Source organism: Tomitella biformata AHU 1821 (genome assembly GCF_000524475.1).
Classification (GTDB): Bacteria; Actinomycetota; Actinomycetes; order Mycobacteriales; family Mycobacteriaceae; genus Tomitella; species Tomitella biformata.
In genome coordinates this window covers 217,194-228,330 of sequence record NZ_BAVQ01000043.1, presented here as the reverse complement: position 1 = coordinate 228,330, position 11,137 = coordinate 217,194, and the positions used below count along the sequence as shown (strand labels likewise).

Sequence of the window (11,137 nt, the reverse complement as noted above, 5' to 3'; positions counted from 1 at the left end):
GCGCCCCCCCCGCCTCTCTGTGGATTGCTAGACGGTGGTCAGCACCACGTCGGCCAGCGCCGGGGCCTCGTCGCGCTCGGGCACGACGGCGGAGACCAGCAGCTGCTTGCCCTCGCGCCAAATCCGCACGCGGAGCGTCTCGCCCGGGAACACGATCCCGGCGAACCGCGCCTTGAAGCCGGCGACCTGCGCGACGTCGCCGCCCAGCATCGCGTCGACGACGGTCTTGGCGACGATGCCGTAGGAGCACAGCCCGTGCAGGATCGGCTTCGGGAAGCCGGCCGCGATCGCGAACTCAGGATCCGAGTGCAGCGGGTTGCGGTCCCCGCAAAGGCGGTAGAGCAGCGCCTGCTGGGGGAGGATCGGGGCGTCGACGACGGCGTCGGGCTCCCGGTCCGGCAGCTCGAGCTTGTCGGACGGGCCGCGCTCGCCGCCGAAGCCGCCCTCGCCGCGGGCGAAGATCGATGAGCGGGTGGTCCATAGCGGCTGGCCGTCGGCGTCGACGGTCTCGGCCTCCTGCACGATCACCGCGGCCTTGCCCTTGTCCCACAGCTCGGCGATGCGAGTGCGGGTGGTGCCGGAGCCGTTCGCGGGGATCGGCCGGTGGACGGTGACCTCCTGGCTGCCGTGGACCACGTTCGCCAGGTTGATGTCGATGCCGGGGAACGAGACCTTCGGCGCCTCGGTCGCGTTGAAACTCGCGGCCACGGTGGCGAAGGTCGGCAGCACCTGCGAGGCGTTGTCGCGCAGGTAGCGCAGCTCGGCGGCGTCGGTGGACTTGGCGCCCGCGCCAATGCCGAGGTGGTAGAGCTGCACGTTCGTGCTGGTCCAGGAGAACTCCTGGACGGGCAGCTCGGCGCCGAGGGCGATCTTCGGGTCAATGGGCACTGGTGGTCTCTCCCGTCGTCAGCGACTTGGCCTTGGCGGCGAGATCCAGGACGGCCAGGTACGCGAAGGTCATAGCGGGGCCGATCGTGGCCCCTGGACCAGCATAGGTGTGTCCCATGACGGGGGAAGAGCAGTTCCCACTGGCGTACAGGCCGTCGATGGCGGAGCCGTCCGCACGCTGGACCCGGCCGACGGTGTCGGTGAGCACACCGCCCTTGGTCCCGAGATCGCCCGGGACCATCTTGATCGCGAAGAAGGGCGCCTTGCCGATCTCGCCGAGGCTCGGGTTCGGCTTGTTGCGGGGGTCGCCGTAGTAGTGGTCGTAGCCCGACTCGCCGCGGCCGAAGTCCGGGTCGTGGCCGTCGCGGGCGTAGCCGTTGAACTGCTCGACGGTCTGCGCCAGGGCGTCGGCGGGCAGCCCGGTCTTCTCCGCCAGCTCCGCGAGGGTGGCGGCCTTGACGACGACACCGGCCTTGAGCCAGCGGCCCGGGAACGGCGAGCGCGGCGTGATGCCGGCGAACGTGTAGCGGTTGCGGTAGCGCTGGTCGAGGATCATCCAGGTGGGGACGTTTTCGCCTGGACCCTCGCCGCGGCCCCACTTGCCGCCGTACATGGCGTGCGTGGCCTCGACGTAGGGGGCGGACTCGTTGACGAAGCGCTGGGCCCGGTCATTGACCATGATGCAGCCGGGCAGGCTGCGCTCGGACAGTGCGAACCACGGGCCGCCGGTCAGGGGGATGGACGGGCCCCACCAGGCGTCGTCCATGAAGTCGACGTCGGCGCCGAGGGCCTGCGCCGCGCGGATGCCGTCGCCCGTGTTGGCCTTCGCGCCCACGGTCCACTCGGTGCCGATCGGGGCGCGCTGGTACTTCTTGCGCATCTCGTCGTTGTGCTCGAAGCCGCCGGAGCCGAGCACGACGCCCAGCTTGGCCGTGATCGTCCTCTCCTCGCCGTCCGCGGTGCGGACCTTGACGCCAGTGACGCGGCCGTCGGTGGTGACCAGCTCTGTCAGCGCGGTGTTGAGCAGGATCGGCACGCCGGCCTGGGCGACGCCGAGCCGCATGCCCGCGATCAGCGCCTGGCCGCGGACGAGCAGGTTCTTTTTGCGCAGCTTTGCGCCCATGAAGCGGAAGCCGACCTTCATCGCGCGGACCGGGCCACGGGGGTTGCGCAAGATCAGGTTCAGCCAGCGGTAGTCGGCCTGCGTGATGACAAAGTTCTTGGGGGCCTTGACGTAGTCCGGCTCGAGGTTCTTGATGTCCTCGCCCAGGAGGTTGCCCTCGAACGGCACGGGCTCGACGGAGCGTCCGCCGAGGCGTCCGCCGGGGGCCTCCGGGTAGTAGTCGGAGTAGTCCGGCACCCAGGTCAGCTTCAGCGGGGAGTTGGCCAGGACGAAGGAGAGCATCTCCGGGCCGCGGTCGATGTAGGTGTCGATGCGCTCCGGCGCGACCGTGTCGCCGATGATGCTGTGCAGGTAGGTGCGGGCCTTGTCCGGGGTGTCGTCGACCCCCGCGGCGTTGAGAACCTCGTTGTTGGGGACCCACACGCCGCCACCGGATCGGGCCGTCGAACCGCCGTAATGCGGGGCCTTCTCGATGACGACGGCGCGGAGTCCGTTATGGGCTGCGGTCAGGGCGGCGGTGAGGCCCGCTGCGCCGCTGCCGACGATCACGATGTCGTACTGCTGCTCGGTCATGTAGAACAGGTTATAGAATGGGGTGGGCCTAGCGCTAGGCGCATTGTTCTGCGGGTATGCCACAGCGGCCCGACCTGGATAGATACACGTTCTATTTTCGAAGGGTGAGTGGGAATGACGAATACGGCGGCGTGGGACTTGACGACCGAGGTGCTGGTGCTGGGCTTCGGCGGGGCGGGGGCCGCCGCGGCGCTCCAGGCCCGCGAGGCGGGGGCGGAGGTGCTGGCAGTGGACCGATTCGCCGGCGGCGGGGCCACCACCCTCTCCGGCGGAATCGTGTACGCCGGCGGCGGCACCGCCTTTCAGCGCGGCGCGGGCGTCGAGGACGATCCGGAACAGATGTACCGGTACCTCAAGGTCGAGGTGGGCGATGCCGTCCGCGACGAGACGCTGCGCGATTTCTGCGAGACGTCCGCCGAGATGATCGACTGGCTGACCGAGCGCGGCGTGCCGTTCGAGTCCTCGCTGTGCCCCTATAAGACGTCCTACCCGTCGAATAAGCACTACCTCTACTACTCCGGCAGCGAGGCCGCCGGCATCGGCCGCGCCGCCGCGACCCCCGCCCCGCGCGGGCACCGGGCCAGGGGGGCCGGTGTCTCCGGCAAGGCCCTGTACCGCCCGCTGGCCAAGGCCGCCGCCGCGCGCGGGATCCAGCTGCTGCCGAACACCCGCGTCACCGCGCTGGTCACGGATGGCGAGGGCGCCGTGGTGGGAGTGGAGGGGATGACCATGCGCGATGCCCCCGCGAACATCCAGCGCATCTATAACGGCCTGGTCCGCGTCTCCGACAAGCCCGGCGTCTACGCGCCCGACCTGCGCGCGATCATGCAAAAACGCGCCCGCAAGCTCGAGGCCAAGCACGCGCGGCCCATCCGGATCGGCGCGGGCAAGGTCATCCTCGCCACCGGCGGGTTCATCGCGAACAAGGCGATGGTGCGCGCGCACGCGCCGAAGTATCGCATCGGGCTACCGCTCGGCACCGCGGCGTGCGACGGCAGCGGCATCACGATGGCGGCCGAGCTGGGCGCGGCCACCGGCAAGATGTCCCACGTGTCCGCGTGGCGTTTCATCACCCCGCCGGCCGCGCTCATGGGCTCGCTCGCGGTGAACGTGGCCGGTGCGCGGATCCTGGACGAGTCCCGCTACGGCGCGGCGCTCGGCGTGGAGATGGTGGACAACCACGACGGCCGCGGCTGGCTGCTGCTCGACGAGGCCCTGCTGAAGGACGCCCGCACGCAGCTGGGCCCGCAGACGGTGTGGTTCCAGCGGATGCAGATGGAGGGCCTGTTACGCATGGGCCGCGTCAGCGGGGCCACCCTCGAGGAAGTCGCGCAGAAGGCCGGGATCGACCCCGTGGGCCTGCGGATGAGCGTCGACGCACACAACCTCGCGATCACCAAGGATGTGGAGGACCCGATGGGCAAGCCGGCCGAGTTCCGTCGCCCGCTGATCACCGCGCCGTTCTCGCTGCTGGACATCTCCGTCCGGCCCAGCCAGATCAACCCGACGCCGATGCTCACGCTGGGCGGGCTCGTCGTGGACGAGAAGACCGGCCTGGTCCAGACGACAAGCGGCTCCAGCATCCCCGGGCTGTACGCCGCGGGCCGCGCCGCCGTCGGCATCTGCTCCAACGCCTACGTCAGCGGGCTCTCGATCGCCGACGCGATCTACTCCGGCCGCCGGGCGGGGGCGCACGCGGCGGGGCGATAGCCGACAGCCGGTGCCGGGTGTCAGCCGATGACAGCGCGCAGCGCGTCCAGGACCCGCGCCAGGCCGAACTCCCAGGCGGCCGCCGGGCTGTAGGCCGCGTCCATCGCCTCGCCGGCGGCGGCGCCGACGCGTTGAGCAAGGGGATAGTCGTCGCCGAGATAAGCGGCCAGTCGAGGACCCCAGGCGGACCACGCCGCGGCCATGTCGGCGGCGCGGGGATCGGGGCGGCGGGCCTGCGCGGAGGATCGGGCGAAGTCCAGGACGAAGGTCAGTGCCGCGTCCCGGTCGATGTCGGACAGGCCCGCGCCGTCGAACGCGCGGAGCTCGTGGTCGTACTTGGCGATGGTGCCGGGCCCCAACGCGGTGCGCTGATCGGCGATATCCAGGATCCACCAGTGTCCCGAGTACAGGTCAAGCTCGGACTTGGCGACCTGCCGGACGCGCCCGCGCCAGCCCTCGTCCGCGTATAGCGCGGGTCGGTGGCGGGCGCAGGCGGTGTCGAGCATGAGCACCCGCAGGTCCTCGAGCGAGCCGACGTGCGTGTACACGGCCATGGCGGAGATGCCGAGGTCCGCGGCGAGGCGGCGCGCGGTCACGGCGTCGAGCCCCTCGGCGTCCGCGAGGGCGATGGCGGCGTCCACGGCCTGCGAGGTGGTGACCTTCGCCCGCGGGCCGCGGGCGCCGCCGCGGGGCGCGAGGGGATGCTCGCGCCACAAGAGGTCGATCAGCTCCTGGGCCATGCGGCGCCTCCACCGGTCGGGAATACTTCTGCCACGATAAACCTTATACGTCGTACAACTATCTTGGAGGTCATCTTGAACGTCACCGGCACCGCACTGTCCCTGAACGTCGCCGACACCGCCGCGTCCGCCGAGTTCGCCAAGGCGCACTTCGGCTTCACCGAGGAGATGGCGGCCGACGGCTTCGTCTCACTGGCCCACCCCAGCGCCGGGTTCAACATCGTGTTCTTGCGCACGGGCCTCGAGTCCTTCAAGCCGGCATCCATTGCCGGGCCGGCGGGCGAGGGCCTGCTGATCGCCTTCGTCGTCGAGGATATCGACGCCGAGTTCGCCCGCATCGCGGCCGGGGGCGCGGAGGTGGTCACGGCGCCGGAGACCGAGGAGTGGGGCGAGCGCTTCTGCCAGTTCGCCGATCCCAACGGGATTGTGTGGCAGCTGGTGCAGTGGGTGTGACCTACCGCGAGACGGTGTCCTTCGCCCAGCGGTAGTCGGCCTTGCCGCTGGGGGAGCGGCGGATTTGCTCGACCACCACGAGCGAGCGCGGGGCCTTATAGCCGGCCAGCAGCGGGCGCAGATGCTCCTTCAGCTCGGCGAGCGTGGGCTCGGCGAAGCCCTCGCGGAGTTGGACCACCGCGGCGACGGCCTGGCCGAACTTCTGGTCCGGCGCGCCGGCGACCAGGGTGTCGAGGATGGCCGGGTGGCTCTTGAGGGCCTGCTCGACCTCCTCGGGGAAGACCTTCTCGCCGCCGGTGTTGATGCAGCCGGAGCCGCGGCCGAGCACGACGATGGAGCCATCGGCCTCGACGCGCGCCATATCGCCCAGGATCGACATGCGCACGCCGTCCTTGACGGGGAACGTCTCGGCGGACTTGACCGGGTCGCCCAGGTACTCGACGGGCACGTGGCCCAGGCGGGCGAGGTAGCCGACCTCGTCGGAGCCGGGCTCGATCGGGTCGAGGCGCTCGTTGACGACCGTCGTGTGCTTGCTCGGCGGCAGGCGCAGCACGCCCTCGTCGTCCATGGTGACCGTGCCGTCGGCCCCGGACTCGGACGCGCCGAAGCTGTCGCGGATAAACGTGTTCGGCAGCAGCTTGAGCAGCTTCTGACGGGATGCCTGGGACCAGATCGCGCCGCCGTTCGCGACGGAGAACAGGCTGGACACGTCGTACTTGTCGGGATTGGCGGTGAGCTCGTCGACGAGGGGGACGCCCATCGCATCGCCCACGATCATGACGATCTGGATCTTCTCGCGCTCGACGAGCTTGAGGGCGTCGACGTGGTCGAAGTTGCGCATCAGCACCTGGCGGGCGCCCATGAAGAACATCGAGAACATGGCGTAGGACGCCGCGCCGTGCATCAGCGGCGCGGTGACCAGCAGCGTCATCGGCGGGAAGTCCACGGCCGCGTCGGTGAGCTCCTTGATGGACTCGCGGGGCTCGCCGTACTGGTTGCCGCCCGAGAGTGCGGCGTAGAAGAAGTCCTCCTGCCGCCACACGACGCCCTTGGGGTTGCCGGTGGTGCCGCCCGTGTAGACGATGAACTTGTCGTCGATGCTGCGCGGGCGGAAGTCACGGGCGTCGGACGCGGGCTCGTAGATGTCGGCGAAGCGCTGCACAGAGACTCCGCACGCCGCGCCGGCCGCGACGAGCTCCGGCACCGGGTCGCCGATCACGAGGACCGCCTTCAGGTCCGGGCAGTCCGCGAGGACGTGGGCGACGAGCGGGGTGAACTCCGTGTCGACGACCAGCACCTTGGACTTGGAGTTGGTGTACAGGTATGTCAACTCCGCCTCGGTGTAGCGGTAGTTGATGTTGACCGGAACCGCGCGGATCTTCAGCGCGCCGATGAGGCACTCGAGGAACTCCAGGCTGTTGCGCATGTGCATGGCAACGTGCGTGCCCGGCTCCGCGCCGACCGCGGCGAGGGCGTGCGCGGCCTTGTTGGAGGTCGCGTCGAGCTCGGCGAAGGTCAGGGTCGTGTCCTCGAAGACCAATGCGTCGCGTTCGCCGATGGCGTCGGCGAGGGCCTCGTAGATGTCGGCAAGGTTCACAGCTCAGTCACCAGTCCTCAGTTGTCATTCGTCGTACGAGACCTTCACAATGTCGGTCAGGGGAAGCGATTGGCAGCCGAGGCGGATGCCGTCGGCAATGTCTTCGGGCTCGAGGACCTCGTTGATCAGCATGGACACGTCGCCCTCGGTCACGATGCACGCGCAGGCGCTGCATGCGCCCTGGCGGCAGGAGAACGGCGCGTCGAGGCCCTTGCTCAGCAGCAGGTCCAGGAGCTTGGTGTTGCGGGGCCACGCGAAGTTGTGGGTCTCACCGTCGAGGATGACCTCCACCTGCGCGGCGTCGGCCTCCTCCTCCGCGGTGAGATCGTTGAGGACGATCTCCGCGAACGGGTCGCCGTCGATGGACTGGAACACCTCGACGTGCACGCGGGCATGCGGCATCCCGAGATCCGTCTTGAGCGCAGTCTCTGCGGCCGCCATGAACGGGCCGGGGCCGCAGATGAACGCGTCGCGCTCGTGGAACGGCGCGGCCAGCGCACCGAGGGTGGTCTGCGACGGCAGGCCCTGCAGGCTCTGGATCCAGTGGATGATCGACAACCGGTCTGGGTGCTTGGCTTGTAGGTCGCGCAGCTCCTCGGCGAAGATCACCGAGCCCTCGTCGCGGTTGGCGTAGATCAGCGTCACCTTGGCGGAGCCCTTGAGCAGGGCGGACTTCAGGATCGACATCACCGGGGTGACGCCGCTGCCCGCGGCGATCAGCAGCAGGTCCGTGTCGAGGTTCTTCGGCACGAACATGCCCGACGGCTGCAGGACTTCGAGCTCGAGGCCCGCGGCGGCGTTGTCGCAAAGCCAGTTCGAGGCGTAGCCGTCGATGGTGCGCTTGACGGTCACCGTCAGCTCGTCGTCCGCGAACGGCGAGCTCGACAGCGAGTAGCTGCGCGCCACCGAGCCGGTGCGCTCGCTCGGAATGCGCAGCGTGAGGAACTGGCCGGGTTCATATGCAAACCTCGTGCTCAGCTCGACGGGGATCTCGAACACCAGCGAGCGCGCGTCGTCGGTCTCCGCGACCACCCGTGCCAGCTTCAGGGTGTGCACGTGGCTCCCGACCAACCCAATGTTGGTCGGGAGCCCGTTGTTGTCTTCCTCAGGCATTCCCAGCGTCCTCTTTATTGTCCTCGAACTCCGGAGCAGCATTGCCATGCTCCGGCAGTGTGATCACACCTAATCGAACAGCATGCCCGATCGAGGACTCTAGGTTGGGGCAGGCGTCTTGCAGAGCGGAAACTTTGCCTGCCGCGCGGGCCTCGGCGAACCGGGGGCACACCTTCGACGGCGTCTCCTGCCACTGCACGCTGGTCTGGTCGAGGCTGTTCTTGCGCACCAGCACCTCAGTGCCGCACGCCTCGCAGGAGACTGGCGCCATGCCGGCCTCCATGTAGCGGAACCGGTCGTCGGCGGTCGCCGCCCGCATCGCCTGCGCCGCGATGGGGTCGGTGAACGTCTTGGCCTTGGCCCAGCCGTGCTGCTCTGACCCGGACACTGGACTAGGCCTGTGCCTGCTGCTTGCGCGCCAGGTTCTCCGCGACCTCGGACTCCCAGTACTCGTTGGCCTTGGTGGTGTCCACCTCGTACTCGAAGCGCTGCGTCATGTCCTCGGTGATGTCGGCGACGTCGACGTAGAACTGCTCGTACCAGCGTCGCATCTGGTAGACGGGGCCGTCGTTGTCGCAGAGCAGCGGGTTGTCGATCTTGGTCTTGTTCTTCCAGATCACGACATCCTGGAGGAAACCCTCGCTGATGCCCTCGGTGAACTTCTCCGCGAGGGTGTTGGCGAGCTCGTCCGTGACGCCCTCGGGCTTCTTGACCATGACGCCCCACTGCAGGACGAACGCGTCCTGGCTGATGGGGTAGTGGCAGTTGATCAGAACCGACTCGACGCGGTAGCCGCTGTAGATGTTGATCAGCGGGTTGATCATGTAGGACGGGCCGTAGTACGCGGCGACGGACTCCAGCAGCGTGTCGCCGCCGTACTGCGAGGCCATACCGACGTCCGGGCGACCCTTGGTGGTCAGCCACTGCGAGGCCACATGGCCGTCGAAGATGTTCTTGAAGTACGTCGGGAACGCGTAGTGGATGTAGTAGAAGTGCGCCATGTCGACGACGTTGTCGACGATCTCGCGGCAGTTGGAGCCCTCGATGACCATCGAGTTCCACGTCCACTCGGTCCACTCGTCGGAGCCGAAGCCCTCGAGCTCGGGGATCGAGATCTCATCGGTGGGCTGGCTGCCCTCGGGGTCGTTCCACACGAACAGCTGGCCGTTGCGCTCCATGGTGGGCCAGGTCTGCGTGCGGGCGCGCATGGGGACGCGCTTGGCGTAGGGGATGTCCTTGCACTTGCCGTCGCCGCCCCAGCGCCAGTCGTGGAACGGGCAGGCGATCTCATCGCCCTTGACGGTGCCCTGGGAGAGGTCTCCTCCCATGTGGCGGCAGTACGAGTCGAGGACGTTGAGCTTGCCCTCGGAGTCGGCCCAGATGACGAGCTTGCCGCCGAAGGCCTCGATGGAGTGGGGTGTGCCGTCTCGGAAAGTCTCGGCCAGGCCTAGGCAGTGCCAGCCGCGGGCATAGCGGGTGGGGGCCTCGCCGACATCGATGTGCCTGACGTCTTCATGGATTTCGCTGCTCGGCATTGAACTCACATCCTTGCTCATTGCCGGCCCCGGCGCGGGAACGGCGTTGATCGCTGTAGGTAGAACAGGTTATAGAAATACTACTAGCGATGCTAGTCCAGAGGGTTGTATAGGGCCAGATTGCCAGGAGAACTGGCTGAGGGGATCCTGGTCTCGACACCTTTAGGAACGTGTTCTAGTCTTGCAGCTATTAAGGTGTCCGATAGTCACTACATGAGGAGTTCTGGGGATGAGCAAGGACATGCAACACGAAGTGCTGGGCCGTATTGACGCCCTACTGCCGGCGATTCGCGAGCGCGCGGCCGAGGCGGAGGAGTTGCGTGTGCTGCCCGAGCAGACGCTGACGGACCTGCAGGAAGCGGGCTTCTTCAAGCTGCTCCAGCCCAGCCAGTGGGGCGGTTACGAGGCCAACCCCGTGGTCTTCTACGAGGCCGTCCGCCGACTGGCCGGGGCCTGCGGATCCACCGGCTGGGTCGCCGGCATCGTCGGCGTGCACAACTGGCACCTGGCGCTGTTCTCCCAGCAGGCGCAGGAGGACGTCTGGGGAGTCGACCCCAACACCCGCATCTCCTCCTCGTACGCGCCCATGGGCGCTGGCGAGGTCGTCGAGGGCGGCTACAAGGTCAACGGCTCCTGGGCCTGGTCCTCGGGCAGCGCCCACGCGGAGTGGATCGTTGTCGGCGGGCCGGTGTTCAAGGACGGCCGCGCGGTCGACTTCGTCAGCTACCTGATCCCGCGCGCCGACTACGTCATCGATGACGTCTGGCATGTCGTCGGGCTCAAGGGCACCGGCTCCAACACGCTGAAGGTCAAGGACGCGTTCGTGCCCTCGCACCGCGTGCTGAGTTTTAAGGCGATGTCGAACCTGACCGCGCCGGGCCTGGAGAACAACACCGCGCCCGTCTACAAGATGCCGTGGGGCACCATCCACCCCACGACCATCTCCACCCCCATCGTCGGCATGGCCTACGGCGTGTACGACGCGCATGTGGAGCACCAGGGCAAGCGCGTGCGCGCGGCCTTCGCCGGGGAGAAGGCCAAGGACGACCCGTTCGCGAAGGTCCGCGTGGCCGAGGCCGCCAGCGACATCGACGCCGCCTGGCGCCAGCTCTCCGGCAACGTCGCCGACGAGTACGCGCTGATCGTCGCCGGCGAGGAAGTGCCCATGTCGCTGCGCATGGCCGCCCGTCGCGACCAGGTCCGCGCCACCGGCCGCGCCATCGCGTCCATCGACCGGCTCTTCGAGGCCTCCGGCGCGACCGCGCTGGTCACCGACGGTGTCATCCAGCGCCTGTGGCGCGACGCCCACGCCGGCCGAGTGCACGCCGCGAACGACCCCGAGCGTGCGTACGTGATGTACGGCGGCTCGGAGTTCGGCCTGCCCATCGCGGACACGATGGTGTGA

The 11,137-nt window shown here is 68.5% G+C and carries 10 protein-coding genes; 3 read left to right on the top strand and 7 right to left on the bottom strand.

The window, feature by feature from the left end:
* Nucleotides 1-27 precede the first annotated feature (27 nt).
* Nucleotides 28-888: an enoyl-CoA hydratase ChsH3 gene (chsH3, locus tag TBIF_RS14850; RefSeq protein ID WP_024795569.1), complete on the bottom strand. Its 861-nt coding sequence runs from the start codon at nt 886-888 to the stop codon at nt 28-30.
* The gene (gene kstD, locus TBIF_RS14845) at nt 878-2,584 is read right to left on the bottom strand and encodes a 3-oxosteroid 1-dehydrogenase (RefSeq protein ID WP_084611721.1); all 1,707 of its coding nucleotides are present in this window, start codon (nt 2,582-2,584) and stop codon (nt 878-880) included. Before kstD ends, chsH3 begins: the two co-directional genes overlap by 11 nt.
* 114 nt (nt 2,585-2,698) lie before the next feature.
* Here kstD and TBIF_RS14840 point away from each other — a divergent pair, with 114 nt between their 5' ends.
* Nucleotides 2,699-4,294, top strand: coding sequence for an FAD-binding protein (locus TBIF_RS14840; RefSeq protein WP_024795567.1), 1,596 nt, complete (start codon nt 2,699-2,701; stop codon nt 4,292-4,294).
* 20 nt (nt 4,295-4,314) lie between these two features.
* On the opposite strand, the gene TBIF_RS14835 is transcribed toward TBIF_RS14840, so the two are convergent.
* Nucleotides 4,315-5,034 carry a TetR/AcrR family transcriptional regulator gene (locus TBIF_RS14835; RefSeq protein ID WP_024795566.1) on the bottom strand — a complete coding sequence of 240 codons (720 nt, stop codon included), beginning with the start codon at nt 5,032-5,034 and terminating at the stop codon, nt 4,315-4,317.
* A gap of 75 nt (nt 5,035-5,109) precedes the next feature.
* On the opposite strand from TBIF_RS14835, the gene TBIF_RS14830 reads away from it, so the two are divergent.
* Nucleotides 5,110-5,487: a VOC family protein gene (locus TBIF_RS14830; RefSeq protein ID WP_024795565.1), complete on the top strand. Its 378-nt coding sequence runs from the start codon at nt 5,110-5,112 to the stop codon at nt 5,485-5,487.
* Nucleotide 5,488: 1 nt separating this feature from the next.
* Here the strand turns inward: TBIF_RS14830 and TBIF_RS14825 are convergent, their stop codons facing one another.
* From TBIF_RS14825 to TBIF_RS14810, 4 genes are read right to left on the bottom strand one after another with little or no spacing between them, the layout of a single operon-like run.
* Nucleotides 5,489-7,084 carry an acyl-CoA synthetase gene (locus tag TBIF_RS14825; RefSeq protein WP_024795564.1) on the bottom strand — a complete coding sequence of 532 codons (1,596 nt, stop codon included), beginning with the start codon at nt 7,082-7,084 and terminating at the stop codon, nt 5,489-5,491.
* Between the two features lie 24 nt (nt 7,085-7,108).
* Complete coding sequence (locus TBIF_RS14820; RefSeq protein WP_024795563.1) at nt 7,109-8,197, bottom strand: ferredoxin--NADP reductase; 1,089 nt, start codon at nt 8,195-8,197, stop codon at nt 7,109-7,111.
* Nucleotides 8,190-8,585: a hypothetical protein gene (locus tag TBIF_RS14815; protein WP_024795562.1), complete on the bottom strand. Its 396-nt coding sequence runs from the start codon at nt 8,583-8,585 to the stop codon at nt 8,190-8,192. Before TBIF_RS14815 ends, TBIF_RS14820 begins: the two co-directional genes overlap by 8 nt.
* A 4-nt stretch (nt 8,586-8,589) precedes the next feature.
* Nucleotides 8,590-9,732, bottom strand: coding sequence for a 3-ketosteroid-9-alpha-monooxygenase, oxygenase component (locus TBIF_RS14810; RefSeq protein WP_024795561.1), 1,143 nt, complete (start codon nt 9,730-9,732; stop codon nt 8,590-8,592).
* Between the two features lie 241 nt (nt 9,733-9,973).
* Between TBIF_RS14810 and hsaA the strand changes: the two genes are divergently transcribed.
* Nucleotides 9,974-11,137, top strand: a complete 1,164-nt coding sequence (gene hsaA / locus TBIF_RS14805) for a 3-hydroxy-9,10-secoandrosta-1,3,5(10)-triene-9,17-dione monooxygenase oxygenase subunit (RefSeq protein WP_148302283.1) — start codon at nt 9,974-9,976, stop codon at nt 11,135-11,137.